The sequence below is a fragment of the Chryseolinea serpens genome (assembly GCF_900129725.1).
Taxonomy (GTDB): Bacteria; Bacteroidota; Bacteroidia; order Cytophagales; family Cyclobacteriaceae; genus Chryseolinea; species Chryseolinea serpens.
The window spans coordinates 1,677,876-1,698,084 of record NZ_FQWQ01000001.1 but is presented as its reverse complement, the minus strand read 5'-3'; the positions used below and the strand labels follow the sequence as shown (position 1 = coordinate 1,698,084).

The window sequence follows — 20,209 nt, the reverse complement described above, 5'->3', positions numbered from 1 at the left end:
ATATTTTCTTTTTGAACGTGGTTTATTTCAGTTTCTCAAGACGAACCCGGATCGCCATTTTGTGGCCGTCCAGTTGTTCGGCTTCTGCCATTTTTTCTACGACCGGGCCCAAATTACGGAGCCCCTCGGGGGTGAGCTGTTGATAGGTAATGTATTTCACAAAGCTTTCCAGCGCCACACCGGCAAAGGCCTTGGCGTGGCCGTTGGTGGGCAGGGTATGGTTGGTGCCTGAAGCGTAGTCGCCGATGGCTTCGGGTGAATAGTTCCCCAGGAACACCGAGCCGGCGTTGACGATCTCGGCGGCGATGCCCTCGGGGTCGTTCATGTTGATGATGAGGTGTTCGGGTGCATAGGCATTCACAAAATCGATGGCCTCTTTTTTGGGCAGGATCACCACACGGCTGTTCAGCAATGCCTTCTCGGCAATGGCCTTGCGGGGAAGGGTGCTGAGTTGTTGTTGGATCGCTTCCTGAATGGCCGCTACATTTTTGTCGTTGTTGAGCACCAGGATCACCTGGCTGTCTTCGCCGTGTTCGGCTTGCGACAACAAATCGGCTGCAACAAACGACGCCACGGCCGACTCATCCGCCATCACCAACACCTCCGAGGGACCCGCCGGCATGTCGATGGCCACGCCGTCTTCCATGATGAGCTGCTTGGCTTTGGTCACGTATTGATTGCCGGGTCCGAAGATCTTGTACACATTCGGAATGCTTTCCGTCCCATAGGCCATGGCCGCAATGGCCTGCGCGCCACCCACCTTGAATATCTTTTTGACACCCACCAATTGTGCTGCAAACAAAATGGCGGCATTGATCTTTCCCGACTTGTCGGGGGGCGAACACAACACCACTTCGCGACAGCCCGCGAGCTTTGCCGGTATGCCCAGCATCAACACCGTGGAAAACAACGGGGCCGATCCCCCGGGAATATAAATCCCTACTTTATCTATTGCCACCGCCTTGCGCCAGCACGTAACCCCCGGCGTGGTCTCGACCTTCACCGGTTCACGTTTCTGCGCCGCATGAAATTTCTCGATGTTGGCCGCTGCCGTTTGGATAGCCTTTTTCAAATCATCGGGTAGCGAAGCCGTTGCCTCCGCTAGCTCTGCATCCGTAACCTGCAGCGCTTCCACCGAAACTTTATCAAATTGAAGCGTTAGTTCTCTGACCGCACTATCGCCCGACTTCTTCACACGATTCAAAACATTGCGAACAGCACCTTCCAAAAACTCCAACTCCAATTGCGGCCGTTGCAACAGCCCAGACCAGCTATCTCTGGCAGGATTATCAAATATTTTCATAAGTATTCAATTTAAGTCTTTCTGTGCTCGCCGAAGCTTTAGCGAAGGCGAGGCGGTTAAAGGTGACTACACAATCATCTTCTCAATTGGAATGACCAATATCCCCTCCGCCCCACACTCCCGAAGCAAATCGATCTTCTCCCAAAAATCATTCTCATCCACCACCGAATGCAACGAACTCCACCCTGGCCGGCCCAACGGAATGATGGTCGGGCTCTTCATCCCCGGAATAACCGTCGTGATCTTCTCGATCGACTCGTTCGGGCAATTCATGAGGATATACTTATTATTCTTCGCCTTCTTCACCGCCTCGATGCGGAATAAAAGTTTGTCGAGTATTTTTTGCTTCTCCGGCCCCAGCTCGGGATTGGCAATGATCACCGCTTCCGATTGCATGACCGTTTCCACTTCTTTTAGACCATTGCCCAGCAAGGTGCTTCCCGTGCTCACAATATCGCAGATGGCGTCAGCCAACCCAATGCCGGGAGCAATTTCAACGGAGCCGCTGATCTCGTGTATGCCGGCCGTGATGTTGTGTTTCTGCAGAAAATCCTTGACGATGTTGGGGTAGGAGGTAGCGATGTTTTTTCCCTGGAGGGAAGCGATACCGCCATAGGTTTCGGAGCGGGGAATGGCGATGGAGAGACGGCACTTGGCGAAGTCGAGACGTTTCACGATCTGGTTCTTCTTTTTCTTTTCAGCGAAAACATTTTCACCCACCAGCCCCACATCGGCCACTTTGTCTTCGACGTATTGGGGGATGTCGTCGTCGCGGAGGAACAATACTTCCACGGGGAAATTGCGGGCCTGGGTTTTGAGTTGGTCTTTGCCATTGCTAAAAGAAAGGCCGCTTTCTTTGAGGAGTTCGAGCGAACCTTCCTGGAGGCGTCCGGATTTTTGAATGGCGATGCGAAGTAAGGTGTTCATTTTTTTTATTCAGCATTAACTAGTAAAACAAAAAAGGCTTGCCACACGCGGTGACAAGCCTTTTGAAAATCTTTTATGATCGATCAAGATACAGCCGTGCCACGCATCGTGTGCTTCACATGATGATGGTGGTGGTTGCTGTTGTTGATGGCGTTTCTCATTTGCGGGTGCTAAGAAATCAAATAGTTCTTTAATCTCAAAATTTTGACTGGGATAAAAACCAAAAAGACCATTTTTCATTCTGTTGAGTTTAGTTTTGGAACCGTACGGTAGTTAGCTTGCGGGTGTTTTTGCAACGGGGGAGTGTAAGGATTGGGGGAAGGCTTGAGGTGAGGAGGGGGAAAGGGAGGGTGATTTGTTGGTGGGACACCAACAAACGTGATTGGGTTTTGGGAATGGAGGGAGTAAGGATGGGGGACGGGGATGGATGTGCCTGCCCGAACGCGTGGTGGATTAATTCAGGAGAGAGCCCCTTGGCTTGGATACGAACGAACGTTAAGGGGTGTGGGTTTAGGTTGGAGTGAGTTTTAAAAATGGATGTATAGTTTTTATAGCGTATGAAGAGAGGGATGGTTATGATGTTGGGGTTGGTGTTGCTGGCCTGTAGCGACAGCAAGGAGACCCGGTTGCAACGGTTTTTGTTGCAGAGTAATGATATGATCAAAAATCAGAAGCCGGATGAGGCGGAGCATTATTTGCGTGAAGCGTTGAAACTCGATTCGTGTTTTGCCGATGCCTGGAACAACCTGGGGACCTTGCACTTTAATAAATCGAAATACCAGGAGGCGCTGGAAGATTATGATCATGCCGTCGCCTGTTACCCTGACTACCTGGATGCCTATTTCAATCGCGCGAACACGGCCTATGAGTTGAAGGAGTATTACCGGGCCATGAAGGATATCGACTATGTGATCATGCATAAACCCGATACAGCGGTGGCCTGGTTTTCAAAGGGGTTGATCCATACCCGGCTGCGGGAATTCGATCGTGCCCGCGACGCGTTCAAATTCGCCGGCGTGTTGGACAGCAAGAACGCCGAGATCTGGGTGAACCTGGGCACCGTGCATTACTATAAAAAACAATACGACAGCGCGCGTCTGAACTTTGAACACGCGTTGCGCCTGGATCCCCAAGAAGCCAATGCCTACAATGCGTTGGCGATGGTGGACATTGAATTGCAAAAATATGACGATGCCCGGAAACAACTGGCAGAAGCCCTGACACTCCACCCCAGAGACCCCTTCTTCCTGAACAACCGCGGCTACATTGCGCTGCTGACCGGCGATGTGGAGAACGGGCGCAAAGACATCGACCTGAGCATTGGGCTGGATCCTTACAACGGTTGGGCTTACCGGAACAAAGGCATTTATTACCTGATGACCCACCAGGAAAAAGAAGCGCTCCGTTTGTTCAAGCAAGCGGAAGAGATGGATCCCTTCATCGACCGCATCTATGTTTACCTGGGCGACGCCCTCCGGTTGTCGGGGGATGCGAAGGGTGCATGTCCCTATTATGCCAAGGCGGTGACCCGGGGTGAAATGCCGGCCGACAAATTGCCGTCTGCCTGTCGGTGACCTCGTCTATGCATACACATCTTTTGAAGTGAAAGGGTATAGGTGAGTGAGCAACCCTTGCTTTTAGCCTACTGCCGGACGCAATGTGCGATGTAATATCTTGAATAACCCCGGACTTTAGTCCGGGGTACCGACACCCACCCATGACGGGCTTTAGCCCTGACTCTCCCTCTGTATGTATCGTCGGCCAGTCATCGGCGTGGTCAGGGCTGAAGCCCATGATGAGACATCGCTTGTGTCCCCGGACTAAAGTCCGGGGTTATTCATATTTCTCTTCGAATGTGTGCATGGAAGGTCTTAAAGTTTGGGCTATCGGGTCACCGCGTATTTTCCATTCCCAAGATGTGTGCATAGACTAGAGCGTTGACCTGGGTTGGCTTCCAGGGTCCGTGTTATAAAAAATCAAACTCCTGAAATATTCCCGCAATGGATTGAGATGCTTTTTTGTGCAGAAGCCGGCGTTTAGAGCGCCTCCCAAACCGGCTTTTGTCTTGTGCGCTGTTTCCTTTTTCGTTAAGTTTAGATTACCTTAATGTTGCGCAAAGCACGGGAAGCATGCAACCTAAACTGAAAAACCTTGTTGATCTCGTAGCCGCGGGTGATCCGCTTGCCTTTCGCGAGCTGTTCGACCGGTTCGCGGGCAAGGTGCATGCCTTCGCCCTGAAGCTTACCCACAATGACACGACGGCCGAGGAAATTGTGCAAGAAGTTTTTCTGAAGATCTGGTTGCATCGCGAAGGCCTGTCGGCGATTGATTATTTTCCTTCCTACCTCTACGCCATCACCCGAAACCACACCTTTAATGTGTTGAAACACCTGGCGCATGAGGCGCACGCCAAACAAGTCCTGGAAAAAGTGCTGGTGAAAACGCATGAAGAAACGGAAGAGGCCGTGATCTACGAAGACTATCAACGGTTGCTCGATCGCGTGATCGACCGGCTTCCCCCCAAGCAACGGCAGGTATATAGCCTTTGCCATCAACAAGGTCTCAAATATGAAGAAGTGGCGCATCGCCTCAACATTTCGCGCCTCACCGTGAAGACCCACATGCAGCAAGCGCTGCGCACCATCAAGACGCATTTCAGCAGCACCATGGGACTTTGGCTGGTCAGCCTGGTGTCCTGGTTCGATTGAGATCAGGCTTAGGATAGTCAATAGGTGCAGGTTTTCGCGCCCGGAAATAATGCCATCAATTTTTTTGCTGTCTCACTACTCCTCTCCGCGTCGCCGGTTGTCTTAATGGTATATCCTAAACCCGGAAGCCATGGATCAAGCGCGGTTGTTGTATCTTTTTCAGCGGTATGTTGACGATACGTGTTCAGACGCTGAAAAAAACGAGTTGATGCAAACCCTGGCCCAGCCCGCCAGCGACGAGGCCTTGCAAGCCTTGATGGACAAATTGTGGGAGGAGCTTCCGGAGAATGGAAAACTGTCGCAGGAGAAAACGGAGCGTATACTGGAACGCATCCTGCCGGCTTCCCACCCCCGCTTCGCGCAGCCCCTCCAAAAACAACGTTCTCTTTTCAGCACCTGGATAAAAGTGGCTGCGGCCGTTACGTTGGCCTTGCTGGCCGGTGCCATTTGGTATGGCCGTTCCCTGAAGAATGAAGCATCATACATTGCCCAGGCTTCGCAGCCCTCCGCCTCCGATCATCAGTTTTTGAAACTTCCCGATGGCAGCTCGGTGGTGTTGAACGCCGGAAGCCATTTGGAATATCCCGCATCCTTCGATGGGATGGGGCGCCGCGAAGTGCTGTTGAGAGGAGAGGGGTATTTTGATATTCAACACGATGCGTCCAAACCCTTCATCGTGCGGACCGGGAACCTGACCACCACCGTGTTGGGCACAGCCTTTAACATCAAAGCCTACGACAACGAGAAGAATATTACCGTGACCGTGACCCGCGGCAAAGTGCAAGTGAGCGACGAAGGCCGCACCCTGGGTGTGATCACCCCAAACCAAGAGATCACCTTCGATAAATCAGACCGCCAGAGCCAGCAGCGCTCCGTGGACAGCAACGAAGCCATTGCCTGGAAGTCCCATGACATTTTCTTCGACGACATTACCCTGGAGGAAGCTGCCGCACAATTGGAAGCGCGTTTTCACACCAGCATCCATTTCGAAAACGAGAAGACCGGGCGTTGCCGCTTCACGGCGACCTTCCTGAATGGCGAAGACCTGGACCAGATCCTGCAGATCATCTGTGAGTTCAACGGTGCGCGCTATGTGCGCGATGCGGCGGGGAATATGTTGATAAAAGGAGACGGGTGTTAAACAACGCTTGATACGATACCAACCTAACCTAAGCGATATGAAAGAAATACTTAACCTAAGCTCGTAGTTGTTTGGCGCCTCTCTGCCCAGGGCAGGGAGGCCCAAAAATGTGCCTGCCACTCGACTGGCATCGGTGGCAGGCTGTTTTAAATAATTCAGCATCACTTAAAACATATCAAAAGTATGAATTTTTCTGTATCAAAAGCAGAAGGAGGACGGCCGTGCGGGCGTGCGCGAATCCTGGCACGGTGGTTCCGGAACCCTTACCTACGACAGCTTATGCGCATCAGTGTGTTCTTATTGGCGATCTCCCTGACCAGCATCGACGTTTTGCTGGCCACACCCGGTCATGGGCAAAATGCCGAGAACGCCACCACCATCACCCTGGAATTGAAAGACGAATCGCTGGAAACGGCATTGAAACGGATCGAGAATCTCACCCCATTCCGTTTTGTGTATCGCAATGAAGAAATAAGAAATATCAACCACCTCACGCTGGCCAGTGCCCGGCGCACCGTTCCCGAAACGCTGTCGCTGCTGCTGGAAAATACGGCGTTCACCTACCGGCAGATCCGCAAGAATATTCTCATCGTTCGCAAGGAGCAGGGAAGCGTGACCGAAGAGCGCCCTGCAGTCATTGACCAAACCATCTCCGGCAAGGTGTCGGATGGCGAGGGTGGGATGTTGGCGGGTGTGAGCATTGTGTTGCAAGGCACCACCACAGGCACGACCACCGACGCAGACGGAGCATACAAACTGACCGTGCCGGATGGCGGCGGCGTGTTGCTATTTTCTTTTATTGGTTTCAAAACGGAAGAAGTGTCCATCGACAACCGCTCGGTGATCGATGTGGCGCTGATACAGGATATTAAAGCCTTGACGGAAGTGGTGGTCACCGCCCTCGGCATTACCCGCGAAGAGAAGTCGTTGGGCTATGCTACACAGGAAGTGAAAGGTCAGAACCTTACCTACACCAAAGAACAAAATGTGCTTGGCTCCTTGTCGGGCAAGGTTGCCGGTGTGCAGGTAACCGGCTCGCCCGGTTCCAGCATGGGGGGCACACAAAAGATCAAGATCCGCGGCGTGAACTTGTTGGATGGTACCAACGAACCGTTGATCGTGCTGGACGGCACACCGATGTCGAACCAGAATTTCTCAGAACGCAACGGCCAGGACTATGGCAATATCATCCAGGACATCAACCCGGACGATGTGGAGTCCATCAACGTATTGAAAGGTCCTGCCGCCTCCGCGCTCTATGGTTTACGGGGACAGAACGGTGTGATCATGATCGTGACCAAAAAAGGATCGCGCGGCGCCCGCAAAGTGAACGTGGACTATAGCGGCGCATTCTCCGTGGAGAAGGCCGGCAACTTCATGCCCAACCAAAACCTGTACGGTGGCGGCAGCACGCAGACGTTTAGCAAACTGGGCGACGGCACACCCTACGCCAACACCAGCGTGGACGAAAGCTGGGGCCCAAAAATGGACGGTACCCCCGTGCGCCAGTTCTACAGCTTCTATCCCGACGATCCTGACTATGGCAAGACCACACCGTACGTGCCACACCCCGACAACATCAAAGATTTCTATGAACTGGGTCACACGCAGAACAACAACATCTCTGTGAGCGGCGGCGGCGCCAACTCTTCGTTCCGCATCAGCTACAACCGCACGACCACGTCGGGTGTGCAGCCCAATACGTGGCTAAAGCGAAACAACCTGGGATTGAATGCATCGCTCGACATCACCAGCAAGCTGACGGTGTCGACCAGCCTCAACTACGCCAACAACCGCGGTCAACGTCCAGCCCAGGGCTATGATTACGGCACGACCTATTTCAACCAGTGGTTTCAGCGGAGCATCGACATGAAGAAGCTGAAGAACTATAAATATCCCGACGGCTCTTTCCTGCATTGGAACTTGAGCAGCCCCAGCAGCGATGGCACCATCGACACCGAGGCGCTCTACTGGAACAATCCCTACTTCGACGCCTATGAGAATTTTTCGCAGGACAGCCGCGACCGTTATTTTGGCAACGTGGCCCTGAGCTACCAGTTGCTCCCGTCGTTGAAAGTGGGCGGTACGATCCGCTCGGATATGTTCACCCAGAACATCGACAACCGCACGGCTGCTGGTGGACGGTATTTGTCGGAATACTCCATCGGAAAATATCAGAACCAGGAAATGAACTATGAGTTCCTGGCACAATACTCCAAAACCTGGGGCAGCTTTTCGCTGAATGCCAACGCCGGTGCCAACCTGATGCACCAGAAATATACCTACCTCTTTCAGCGCACGGCAGGTGGATTGTCAACACCAGGTTTTTATAACATCGCTGCCTCCGTCGACCGGCCGTTTGTAGAATCGTATCTGCGCGAGAAAGAGATCCGCAGTTTGTTTGCCATGGTGTCGCTGGGGTATAAGGACACGTGGTTCCTGGATGCCTCGCTGCGCAACGATAATTCGTCAACGCTGCCCACGACCAACAATTCGTATTGGTATCCCTCGGTGTCGGGAAGCGCGGTGTTTAGTGAATTGCTAAACTGGCAGCCGCTCAGTCTCGGTAAGTTCAGGGCGAGCTATGCCATGGCAGGCGGTGATCTGAAGCCGTATCAGACCACTTATTTTTATGAAGTGGGCAACGTCTACACGAATCCAGACCGCACGGTGAACTCCTTGTATGTGCCGGATGAATTGAACAACCCTACCCTGAAGCCATCGTTCAGCAACTCGTATGAGACCGGGCTTGATCTGAAGTTCTTCAACAACCGCGTGGGCATGTCGTTCACGTTGTATCTGCAACGCAACAAAAACCAGATCCTCACCTTGCCGGTGTCGGGTGCGAGCGGCTACACCACCACCATCATCAACGCCGGTCTGATCGAGAACAAGGGTTTTGAGCTTGCGCTGATGGCTACACCCATTCGCAGCGGCAAGTTCAACTGGGACATGACGTTCAACATCAGTCGCAACCGCAGCATGGTGAAAGAGTTGTACAACGACGGCACCATCGACATCAACAACTTCCTCATCGCCAGCAACACCTATGCCGGCCGCACGGTGTCGGTGAACGCGCACGTGGGGGAGGCCTATGGCAACCTGATCGGCCAAGCCTATGCACGCGACCCGGCTACCGGGAAGATATTGCTGGGCGACAACAACCTGCCGCTCTATCAGACCAACCACAATTTTGGCAGCGTGTTGCCTGACTACACAGGCGGTTTTCAAAACACGTTCACGTATGGACCGGTAAGCCTCAACGCGATGATCGACTTCCAGGCCGGCGGTCAGTTCTTTAGCTGGACCAAAATGCTTTCCGTGAAATCGGGACAAGCCGTGGAAACAGCAGCCCTCAATCAAAATGGAAAAAATGTCAGAGACCCCGTTGCCGAAGGTGGTGGCGTGCAGGTGAACGGCATTTCAAAAACCACGGGTCAGGAAGTGACTGCGTTTGTGGATGCCAAAGCCTACTACCGGAACACCCTCGGTCGCGACATTTATGAAGAGTGGTTGTATGACGCCTCGTTCATTCGCTTGCGCGAATTGAAAGTGGCCTACACGTTCTCGCGCGATGTGCTGGGCAAACTTCCGGTGCGTTCGGTGAGCGTGGGCTTTATTGCCCGCAATCCGCTGATGATCTGGCAAAAGGCGCCCAAGGGGTTGAACCCCGCGGAGCTGGCCAACGGCAGCGAGCCCATCAGTTGGCTGGAGACCGGTCAATTGATCACCGTGCGTTCCTATGGTGTGAGTTTAAATGTTTCCTTCTAATGCAGATCCACATGAAAAGAATATACATCATCATTCTTGTGCTCACGGTCGTGTCGGGTTGCAACAACTTCGACGACGACATCAACAAGAATCCCAACAAGCCGAGCACGGCGTCGAACACGCAGTTGCTGGCGGAAGCCATGCGCCACTTGCCCGAGACGGCTTCCGGCGCTTCGGCCAACCTGTATGTGCAACACTGGTCGGAGGCGGAGTACATCACGCTTTCGCGTTATGACAATGTGTTCTACAATTTTTACGATTGGTACACCGAGCCGCTGGCCAACATCGAGGCGGTAATCACGTCCACCACGCTCAACGCCAACGAGGGCCCCATCCCAAACCAACTGGCGGTGGCCAAAGTGATGAAAGCCTACTTCTTCTGGTACATCACCGACCGCTGGGGCGACCTGCCCTACACCGAAGCGTTGAAAGGCCGGGATAATTTCACACCGGCCTACGACACGCAGGAAGCCATCTACAATTCCCTCTTCGCCCTGCTGGACGAGGCCGATGCCCAATTCGTCGACGGCGACATCAGCAACGACATCGTTTATGACGGCGATGTGAACCAATGGAAGAAATTGGGCAACACCATCCACATGCTGATGGCCCTGCGGTTGTCCAAGATCGCCGCAGACAAAGGCAAAGCCGAATTCAACAAAGCCCTGGACCGCGGCATCCTGGAATCCAACGACGACAACCTGGTGTATCGCCATTTGTCGGACGCCAACAACTGGAACGCGTGGTATGACGTGTTCGATCAGCAAAACCGCTATTGGTATGCCGTCAGCGAAGCGTTGGTGAACTACATGCAGCCCGTGGGCGATCCCCGGTTGCCCACCTTTGCCAACACCAACGACAACGGCGATTATGTGGGCCTGAAGTATGGTCTCACCGGCGAAGAAGTAAACACCGGCGTCTACGAGAAAGGCAACATCTCCATGCTGGGCGACGCCATGCGGCAGCCGACGACGGCGGTCTACATCGTCACGTTTGCCGAAGCCCTGTTTGCCCAGGCCGAAGCGGCTAAACTGGGATGGATCGGCGGCGGCGATGGAGCCGCCGAACAATTCTATAACGACGCCATCCTAAACTCGGTGAAACAATGGAACAACGACGACGATACGGGTGTGAGCGACATGATGACGCAGTCCGGCATACCTTATGATCCGGCCGACGCCATAAAACAGATCAGCTACCAGCGCTGGGTACACTTGTTCATGAACGGCTACGAAGCCTGGGCCGAATGGCGCCGCACCGGCTTCCCCGAACTGGTGGCCCCCACCGACAACAACGGACGCGAGATCCCGCGGCGCGAAGGATACCCTACGCAAGAGCAACAAAACAACACACAACATTATAACGAGGCCGTTCAACGCCTCGGCGGTAACAACGATTTGAATGGACATGTTTGGTGGGACAAGAAGTAGTTTAGTTTGGATAGTTAGGAAAAAAGACGGCTGCCCCGAAAGAGGCAGCCTCTTTTTTTGCCAACTTGGGCACGCATGGAATGGGTTGAGAAATTGAAAGCGCGGCTGCAGCTCCCGTTGCCCGGCCCCGCGGCACACGAATCACTAAGGGCAACACCAGTAGGGCAACCCATGCCCGACTTTGGTCACCGGCTCCCTCCTAAACCAGGAGGCGTACTCATTTTGCTATACGAAGAAGATGGCGTGGTGAAGTTTCCCCTCACCAAGCGCCAGGAATATCCGGGCGCGCACAGCGGGCAGATCAGTTTCCCCGGGGGAAAAGCTGAGCCCGGTGAATCGGGTATTCAGACGGCATTGCGGGAAGCGCATGAGGAGATCGGAGTGGGCTTAGCGGGAATAGAAGTGCTCGGTACGCTGACGAATTTTTTTGTGATCCCCAGCAATTTTATGGTGACGCCGGTGGTGGCCTATAGCCCGGTGGTGCCGGCGTTTGTGCGGAGTGAGTATGAGGTGGCGAGAATCTTGACGTGCAGGGTTAGTGATCTTTTGAAGGAAGATGCGGTAACGGAGTCGGAGATCCTGGCGGCGGGAAAGATCAGGATGCTGGCGCCGCATTTTGAATTGGAAGGAGAGATGGTGTGGGGGGCTACGGCGATGATGTTGAATGAGTTTAGATTGGTGTGGAGGGATGTTGTAGGGTAGAAAAAATTTTTCACCGCAGAGGCGCAAAGAGCGCAAAGGTTAATACAAGAATCGCGCTTGTTGGTGAGGAACACCAACAAGCGCGATTTGCATTTCTTTGCGTCCTTTGCGCCTTTGCGGTGAAAAACCACTACGAATGCACTAGCCTCTATCCGTCCCAATCTTCCCCGACACCCGGGCGGCATACGCCTCCAGCTTTCCTACTTCCTGATCGATCATAAACAAACCAACACCTTCCTCCCCGATGATGTCGAAGATCTCGACGGCGCGGCGGGCGAGGGTTTCTTCTTCGCGTTGTTCGTTCACATACCACTGCAGGAAGTTGAAGGTGGCGAAGTCTTTGATCTGGAGACACTGGTCAACAATGTTGTTGATCGACTTGGTGACTTCGATCTCATGGAACAACACCTGCTCGAAAACTTCGCGCAGGCTTTTGAATTCGTGCTTTATGCCCGTGACCTCGGGTTGCAGGGCGTGGCCGCCAGCGGCATTCACATAGCGGAACAGTTTGAGCATGTGGCGGCGCTCTTCTTCGGAGTGCTTGTAGAGAAATTCGGCCGAGATCTCATAGCCCTGGGTGTCGCACCAGGAGGCCATGGAGAGGTAGGCGGCCGACGATTTGCCTTCCATAACGATCTGTTTATTCAACAGCGTTTCGATCTCCGGTGTGATGGACCGGGCGGGGGTATAGGTCTGTTTTTTCATATCCTTTGGTCTTTCAGGTAAGGTAGCAAAAGTCCGTTTTACACGCATATTTTTGCTTCCGTGTATTTGGATTAAATCTAAATAAGAAATAGTATTGCAGCTCTATTTATGGCGTATGAAAAGACAGTTACTGCTTATCTTCCTCATTGTTAGTTCATTACACGGGGTGATGGCCCAGGTCTTAACGCGGGAAGACTCGCTTTCAGCAGGTCTTATCCGGTCCAACAATACCACTGTTCTTTCCGGCTACGGCCAGATCAAAGCCGAGTACGACTTTCGCCTGAAGACGGCCACAGCCAACCTGACCCGCAACGTTTTGTTTGTGGGACACAAATTCAGCAACCGCATTTATTTCTTCTCGGAGTTGGAGCTTGAGAACGCTAAGGTAGTTGGCGGCCAACCCAGCGGCGAGATTTCCATGGAGCAGCTCTTCCTAAAGTTCAGCGTGAACCGCGACATGTACATACAGGCCGGCTTGTTCATTCCCCGCATCGGCATCACCAACGAAAACCATTTGCCCACTACCTTCAACGGTAACGACCGTCCCTTCGTGGAGACGTTCATCATCCCGGCCACGTGGCGCGAGATTGGGGTGGGCCTTTATGGCCGGGTTCGTTCCATTTCCGGCTTCAACTATTCGGTGGCCATCATGAACGGGCTTAGCTCCAAAAGCTTTGTGAACGGCTCGGGCATCCGGGAAGGGCGCCAGGAGGGGAGCAACGCCACGGCAGCCAACCTGGCGGTAACGGCATCGGCACTGTACTATGTGAAGAGCTGGCGTCTCCAGATGTCGGGGTATTATGGGGGCAGCGCTGGTCTGACGCCGCGTGTGGCCGATAGTCTTCAACTGCAATCCGGTGTTTTTGGGACACCCGTAGCGTTGGGTGAGGTGGATGCACAGTATCATAAAAATGGTATGGCCTTCAAAGCGCTGGCTACTGCGGTGGGCATACCGGATGCTTACGAGATCAACCGTGCCTTTGCCAACAACACGCCCAGCATGATGGTGGGCTATTACGCGGAGTTGGGCTATAACTTCTATCAACTGATCAATCCCGAAGTGCACAAGAACCTCACGGTGTTTGTGCGCCAGGAATTTATGGACTTGAACTATCGCGTGCCTTCCAACGGCATCAAGAACGGGATCAATCATAAGAACTATACGGTGATGGGTCTTACCTATCAGCCGGTGAACGGTGTCATCATCAAGATGGATTATGTGTTGCGCAAGACACAGCCGCGCAACGAGGATCTTATCGTGACCCCCTTTCCGCAACAACTTCCTTACTACACGTCGAACGGATTTTTCAACATTGGCTTAGGCTATAGCTTCTAGTACCATGAAAAAGACACGCAGAGAGTTTCTGAAAGATACCTGCACCACCTGCCTGGGCACGGTGGCGCTGGGGTTTACGTTTTCACAACTCAGCTCGTGCTCGTCGCTGCCGGTCTATAAGACCAACCTAAGCCAGAAAACGGTGGAGGTGCCCCTCACGTCGTTTGCCGAATCCAACGTGGTGATCGTGCGCGACATGCAGGTGCAGTACGATATTTTGCTGGTGAAGAAGAGCGCGGAGGAATACAACGCGCTGTACATGAAGTGCACCCACCGCGAAAACCCGGTGTCGGCCACCAAGACGGGTTTGTATTGTCCGGAACATGGCAGCACGTTCGACCTTGACGGCAACGTGACCAAGGAACCGGCGCCATTGCCGTTGAAACGGTTCAAGACGGTCTTATCCGATCAATCGCTCACTATCGATCTTAATTCCTAATTCCTATACGTTATGAAAAAGTCATATCTACAGTATCTGCTCGCCGGCGCCGCGCTCGTGAGCTTGTCCAATTGTTCTGACAACGACAATGCTTCGCCTGTAAATGAAGAATTGAACACACAGGTATTGCTGGATTTTTCTGCCAACCTTCCCCAAGCGGTTTACAGTGACTTGTCGGCGAAGACCAGCACCCTTTACGACCAGGTCGTGGCCCTTGGAGCCAATGGCGCTACGGACGACGAGTTAGCGGCCACCCGCGCCACCTGGAAACAAGCGCGTCAAGCGTGGGAACAATCGGAAGCCTTCTTGTTTGGCCCCGTTTCCACCAAAGACATCGATCCACACATCGACACGTGGCCGGTAAACTTTAACGACCTGAACGCGCAGTTGACCAGTGGCAACGCGTTCACTGAAGACTACATCAACAATCTCGACGACGCCCTGAAAGGTTTTCACCCTATCGAATACCTGATCTTCGGCGAAAACGGCGCGAAGAAAGCCGCCGACCTTTCCGAGAGAGACATGGAATACCTCACAGCCCTTGCGCTCAACCTGAAGACCCTCACGGCCGATGCGAACAACTCCTGGAAGCCTTCCGTTTCCGGAAACTATCACACGATCTTCACGACGGCCGGCAAAGGCAGCGCCACCTACGCCACACAACTGGCAGCCTACCAGGAATTGGTGAACGCCATGGCGGGCATCTGCGATGAAGTAGCCAACGGTAAACTGGATGAACCTTTCACCGCGCAAGATCCTTCGCTGGAGGAATCGCCTTTCGCACAAAACTCCATCATCGATTTCACGAACAACATCAAGGGCGTACAGGATGTATACCTCGGAAAATACAGCACCGATGGCAAAGGTCTCGAGGACATCGTGCGTCAATACAACCTGCAATTGGACAGCGACATCAAGGCGAAGATCGACAATGCCATCAACGCCCTTGGAAAGATCACCGATCCCTTTGGAAAAGCGATCACCACCCAGGCGATGCAAATTGAGACGGCCATGAGCTCGATCAACGATTTGAAAGACATCCTGGAGACCGAGCTGTTGCCTTTTGTTCAACAGCATACAAAATAAGAAACAAGCATTTCACGGGAACGTCGTCAAGCGATGAGCAAGGATAAAATTGTCATACGGGTTTTGATGGTTGTGGGGATCGTGATCTCCATCTACTCCTGCGTGGATCCGGAGGCGCTGAACGACACGGACTACAGCGAATGGCTCTCGGGAGGATCGCAAACTGTTTTTGATAATGGCGCCGGAGGATTCAGCAGTGCTTTTCCGCACCTTGCTGCCGAACGCGAAAAAGTACATTCCATTGGCGACGGTGCGTTCGGACAAACTTTTGTCACAGCGCCTGCGCCACAGAATCCCGGTCTTGGCCCGATCTTCAACAACGTGTCGTGCACGTCGTGTCACATCAACGATGGGAGGGGTAAACCGCCCCTTCCCGGCGAACAACTTTCATCCTTACTCATCCGCATCAGCATTCCGGGAACAGACGTACACGGTGGTCCCAATCCCGTGCCGGGCTTTGGCGGACAGCTTCAGCAACGCGGTGTTTTTGGTGCGCAGCCCGAAGCTTCTGTGCGGATCGACTACACGGAAAAATCCTATACGTTTGCCGATGGCACGCCGTATTCACTGCGGTTTCCTACGTACACGTTGGAAAACCCGTACACAACATTGCCTGCCGGCGTGATGCTTTCTCCCCGTGTGGCCCCGCCGGTGTTTGGTCTGGGCTTGCTGGAGGCTGTAGACGAAGCCGACATTCTTGCCCTGGCCGATCCGGACGATCGGAACGATGACGGCATCTCCGGGAAACCCAACTATGCCTGGAACGTCGTCGAAGGTAAAATGACCTTGGGAAGATTTGGGTGGAAGGCGGCAAACCCTTCGCTTTTGCAACAATCGGCCGGCGCTTATAACGAAGACATGGGCATTACCAATTTTGTTTTCCCGCACGAGTCGGCTACCGGCCAGCCTCAATACGATGGACGTGACGATGAGTATGAAGTTTCCGATAGCTTGTTGCATTCCGTAGCCTTTTATATCCGCACCCTCGGTGTGCCGGCACGTCGCGCGGCCGATGATGCTGCGGTGTTGCAAGGCAAAAAATTATTCGTCGATGGGAAATGTTCACAGTGTCACGTGCCGCGTTTGCGCACCAAGACCGATGTGGCCTTCCCGGAGATATCAAACCAGGTGATCTTTCCCTATACCGACATGCTGGTGCACGACATGGGTCCCAACCTGGCCGACAATCGCCCCGACTTCGACGCCACCGGCGTGGAGTGGCGCACGTCGCCATTGTGGGGCATCGGCATGACGCGCATCGTGAACGGCCATCAAAACTTTTTGCACGATGGTCGCGCCCGTACGCTATTGGAAGCCATCATGTGGCATGGCGGTGAAGCCGAAGCGTCGAAAGAATTTGTACGGACGCTCTCGCAGGATGATCGCGACAAGTTGATCAAATTCTTAGAATCCCTATAAGGTGAGGCATGCCCCCTACAAGATCCTGTTGGCCGATAACCAGGCGCTCACCTCGGCGGGGATGATCCATTTGTTGTCCGACCGCGAGGAGTTGGAGATCGTGGGACAGGTGGCCCACCGCGAAGAACTGCTGACGCTGGTGGAGACCCATCAACCGAATTTGCTGATCACCGACTATAACCTGCCGGGTTATGTCACCATCGAAGACCTGCAGGATGTGGCGCGCTCAGCGAGCAACCCCCACATTCTCGTGGTGTCGTCCGACGATTCGAAGAGTTCGATTTTGGAAGTGTTGCAGTTGGGGGTGACCGGCTATCTCACCAAGGAATGCACGCGCGAGGAAGTGATGATGGCCGTGCAGTCGACCTCAAAGGGAGAGAAATTTTTTTGCCACAAGATCCTGGACATCATCATGGAGAAACATTTTTCTCCCGAGGCGCCCACGGCCGACCCATCGCTGCTGACCACGCGCGAGACGGAGATCCTTTCCCTGCTGGCCTCGGGTCAATCCACACAACAAATTGCCGATACGCTGCACCTGAGCCCCCACACGGTCCATACACATCGCAAGAGCATCATCCGCAAGCTCAACATCAAATCGCCCACCGAGTTCGTCATTTATGCGATGGACTTCGGGCTGATCAGACCCAAATAACCTTGGTTTTTTCCCGATTGCAAACCGTGGAATTGCTTCACGGTGAACGCCTTTGTTTTTATTTTTTCTTTTGCGACGGGGTACTACCTCGCAAAGGGTATATGAAATCCACTCCTCCAGGCGATTGATTCCGGTTAGGTGTTGAATCTACATTTGTGGCAGATTTTACGTCCTAATAAAACATCGTCAAATGAAATATTTTACCCCCCGTCACAGTATCCTTCACGTTGTGCTTTTTGTTCTCGCCATCGCCAGCGCGTGGGCCCAGACCGGCACCATCCGCGGCAGCGTGAAAACCGCCGACGGACAGCCCGCTGAATATATCAACATCGCCGTGAAAGGTGTCAGCAAAGGCGCCACCTCCAATGCCAAAGGCGAATTTGAGATCCGGAAAGTGCAGGCCGGCCAGCACGTGCTGCTCATCTCCTTTGTGGGCTTGGAGCCTCAGCAAGTCGATATCGAAGTGAAGGCGAATGAAACGACGCAGGTGCCCGAGATCATCCTTCACGAAAGTGAAAAAGAACTGAACGAAGTGGTGGTAACCTCCACCCGGGGTTACAAGGAAGATGCTGTGTCGCCCTCGCTCCGTTTGAAGACGCCCATCCTGGAAGCGCCGCAGAATATCCAGGTGATCAGCAAACAACTTTTGAACGACCAGCAGGTATTCGACATGCTGGAGGGCGTGACCCGCAACGTGAGCGGTGTCACCAAACTGGAGCATTGGGACAACTATGCCTATATCAACATGCGAGGCTCGCAGGTAACGGCTTTCCGCAACGGCATGAACGTACAGATGCCGTGGGGTCCTTTGGCAGAGGACATGAGCATGGTAGAGCGCATCGAATTTGTGAAAGGTCCTGCAGGTTTTATGCTGGCTTCGGGCGAGCCCAGTGGTTTCTACAACGTGGTGACCAAGAAGCCTACGGGCGTGAACAAAGGAAGCGTACAACTCACCCTGGGAAGCTTCGACACCTATCGCACCGCGCTGGACGTCGACGGCAAGCTGACGAAAGATGGCAAGCTCTTGTATCGCGTCAACGTGATGGGCCAATTGAAGGGTTCTCACCGCGACTTTGAAACCAACAACCGCTATTCCATTGTGCCGGTCATCAAGTACCTGTTCAACGACAACACCTCGCTCACGGTAGAATACACGCACCAGTTCTCGCAAATGAGTGCGATCGGTTCCAACTACGCCTTTTCGGCAAACGGTTATGGCGACCTTCCCCGGAATTTTACGACGGCCGAGCCCAACCTGGATCCCACCAACATCAACGACCGGAGTGTACTGGCCATCTTTCAGCATAAGCTGAACGAACGTTGGAATTTCACCGGCCAGTTGGCCTACTACAACTACAAGCAGGTAGGTCAATCGTTGTGGCCCAGTTCGGTCACGCCCGAAGGCAATATGCAACGCGGTGTTTCCATCTGGGATGCCCTGGGGCTTTCGAAGATCGGCCAGTTCTTTGTGAATGGCGAAGAGCGCACGGGCAACATTACGCACCGCATCCTGGCCGGCATCGACCTGAGCAATAAAGATTATTACGCCGACTGGAGCCAGGGCGGCCCGCTCGGAGGCGATACCTTCAACATCTACAAACCGGTATACGGCCTGGTCCCTGCTTCGGCCTTGCCCACCTACGACCGGTCCAGGTCGATCCGCGAACGCGGCGTGCGCTATAATCAGAGCACCACCGGCATCTACGTACAGGATGAAATGGCCTTCCTGGAAAATAAAGTACGCCTGACCTTGGCTGGACGCTACACGAATGCCAAGAACGCCGACCCCTATTCCGGCAGCACGGACGACAACAAGTTCACCCCGCGCGTGGGCGTGAGCGTATCGCTGACCCCCAACACCACGCTGTATGGTGTTTATGACCAGGCCTTCCTGCCCAACCCCGGTCGCGATTATGCCGGCAAAAAGTTTGATCCCATCACCGGCAGCAACCTGGAAGCGGGTGTGAAACGCGATTGGATGAATGGCAAATGGAATGCGGGCCTCACGGCTTACCAGATCACCAAAAACAACGTGCTGGTGTTGGATACTGACCATCCTGATCCAACGACCGGCCAACTGGTCTACTCGAAACAAATCGGCCAGACCCAAACCAAAGGCATCGAATTCGATGTGCGCGGCGAAGTGGTCAGGAATCTCGAGCTCGTGTTGAACTATGCCCTCACCGACTCGAAGGTGACCAAAGACACCCAAGAACAAAACATCGGCACGAAAGTGCCCGGCACCTCCAAACACCTGACCAACGCATGGCTGAACTATCGTTTCAGCAACGGTGCTCTGAAGGGTCTCGGTTTTTCCGCCGGGTACCAATGGCAGGTGGAGCGTTCGTCGTGGTATGTGTTTGACGGCACCAACCAGTCGCTGCCCAACTACTTCCGGCTGGACGGCGCCGTGTCGTGGCAGAACGAAAGCTTTAGTGTGGGCGTGAACGTGAACAACATCCTGAACGCTTATCTTTTTAGCGGCTCGCCCTATGATTTGAATTTTGACGGCAAGAAAGAATTCTATTGGCAAACGGAAGCGCCCATCAACTTCCGGATGAACGTAGCCTATCGCTTTTAACGCTTA

At 53.5% G+C, this 20,209-nt stretch carries 16 protein-coding genes; 12 read left to right on the top strand and 4 right to left on the bottom strand.

Annotated features, from left to right (window positions below; genetic code table 11):
* Positions 1-22 precede the first annotated feature (22 nt).
* The 3 genes from hisD to BUB30_RS34795 form a co-directional block, all read right to left on the bottom strand.
* Positions 23-1,303, bottom strand: a complete 1,281-nt coding sequence (gene hisD, locus BUB30_RS06555) for a histidinol dehydrogenase (protein ID WP_073132092.1) — start codon at positions 1,301-1,303, stop codon at positions 23-25.
* A gap of 66 nt (positions 1,304-1,369) precedes the next feature.
* On the bottom strand, positions 1,370-2,230 hold the full coding sequence (gene hisG / locus BUB30_RS06550) for an ATP phosphoribosyltransferase (protein WP_073132090.1): 861 nt from the start codon (positions 2,228-2,230) through the stop codon (positions 1,370-1,372).
* 15 nt (positions 2,231-2,245) lie between these two features.
* Positions 2,246-2,470 (bottom strand): hypothetical protein, encoded by a 225-nt coding sequence (locus BUB30_RS34795; RefSeq protein WP_143164790.1) that lies wholly within the window; start codon positions 2,468-2,470, stop codon positions 2,246-2,248.
* Positions 2,471-2,787: 317 nt separating this feature from the next.
* Between BUB30_RS34795 and BUB30_RS06545 the strand changes: the two genes are divergently transcribed.
* From BUB30_RS06545 to BUB30_RS06520, 6 genes are all read left to right on the top strand, one after another.
* Positions 2,788-3,804 carry a tetratricopeptide repeat protein gene (locus BUB30_RS06545; protein WP_084137940.1) on the top strand — a complete coding sequence of 339 codons (1,017 nt, stop codon included), beginning with the start codon at positions 2,788-2,790 and terminating at the stop codon, positions 3,802-3,804.
* A 555-nt stretch (positions 3,805-4,359) separates the two neighbouring features.
* A complete protein-coding gene (locus tag BUB30_RS06540; RefSeq protein ID WP_073132087.1) occupies positions 4,360-4,938 on the top strand; it encodes an RNA polymerase sigma factor in 579 nt (192 codons plus the stop codon).
* 130 nt (positions 4,939-5,068) lie between these two features.
* Positions 5,069-6,079, top strand: coding sequence for a FecR family protein (locus BUB30_RS06535; protein ID WP_073132085.1), 1,011 nt, complete (start codon positions 5,069-5,071; stop codon positions 6,077-6,079).
* Between the two features lie 183 nt (positions 6,080-6,262).
* Positions 6,263-9,850: a SusC/RagA family TonB-linked outer membrane protein gene (locus BUB30_RS06530; RefSeq protein ID WP_245804037.1), complete on the top strand. Its 3,588-nt coding sequence runs from the start codon at positions 6,263-6,265 to the stop codon at positions 9,848-9,850.
* 11 nt (positions 9,851-9,861) lie between these two features.
* The gene (locus tag BUB30_RS06525; protein ID WP_073134879.1) at positions 9,862-11,280 is read left to right on the top strand and encodes a SusD/RagB family nutrient-binding outer membrane lipoprotein; all 1,419 of its coding nucleotides are present in this window, start codon (positions 9,862-9,864) and stop codon (positions 11,278-11,280) included.
* Positions 11,281-11,355: 75 nt separating this feature from the next.
* Positions 11,356-11,982 (top strand): NUDIX hydrolase, encoded by a 627-nt coding sequence (locus BUB30_RS06520; RefSeq protein ID WP_073132084.1) that lies wholly within the window; start codon positions 11,356-11,358, stop codon positions 11,980-11,982.
* 141 nt (positions 11,983-12,123) lie between these two features.
* Here the strand turns inward: BUB30_RS06520 and BUB30_RS06515 are convergent, their stop codons facing one another.
* Positions 12,124-12,687, bottom strand: a complete 564-nt coding sequence (locus BUB30_RS06515) for a ferritin (RefSeq protein WP_073132082.1) — start codon at positions 12,685-12,687, stop codon at positions 12,124-12,126.
* A gap of 115 nt (positions 12,688-12,802) precedes the next feature.
* Between BUB30_RS06515 and BUB30_RS06510 the strand changes: the two genes are divergently transcribed.
* From BUB30_RS06510 to BUB30_RS06485, 6 genes are all read left to right on the top strand, one after another.
* Positions 12,803-14,023: a hypothetical protein gene (locus BUB30_RS06510; protein ID WP_143164789.1), complete on the top strand. Its 1,221-nt coding sequence runs from the start codon at positions 12,803-12,805 to the stop codon at positions 14,021-14,023.
* A gap of 4 nt (positions 14,024-14,027) precedes the next feature.
* The gene (locus tag BUB30_RS06505; protein WP_073132080.1) at positions 14,028-14,462 is read left to right on the top strand and encodes a QcrA and Rieske domain-containing protein; all 435 of its coding nucleotides are present in this window, start codon (positions 14,028-14,030) and stop codon (positions 14,460-14,462) included.
* A gap of 12 nt (positions 14,463-14,474) precedes the next feature.
* A complete protein-coding gene (locus BUB30_RS06500) occupies positions 14,475-15,548 on the top strand; it encodes an imelysin family protein (RefSeq protein WP_073132078.1) in 1,074 nt (357 codons plus the stop codon).
* A 33-nt stretch (positions 15,549-15,581) separates the two neighbouring features.
* Positions 15,582-16,967 (top strand): di-heme oxidoreductase family protein, encoded by a 1,386-nt coding sequence (locus BUB30_RS06495; RefSeq protein WP_084137938.1) that lies wholly within the window; start codon positions 15,582-15,584, stop codon positions 16,965-16,967.
* A gap of 1 nt (position 16,968) precedes the next feature.
* A complete protein-coding gene (locus BUB30_RS06490) occupies positions 16,969-17,622 on the top strand; it encodes a response regulator transcription factor (RefSeq protein WP_073132076.1) in 654 nt (217 codons plus the stop codon).
* 190 nt (positions 17,623-17,812) lie between these two features.
* Positions 17,813-20,203, top strand: a complete 2,391-nt coding sequence (locus BUB30_RS06485; protein WP_073132074.1) for a TonB-dependent siderophore receptor — start codon at positions 17,813-17,815, stop codon at positions 20,201-20,203.
* The last annotated feature ends 6 nt before the right edge of the window (positions 20,204-20,209 follow it).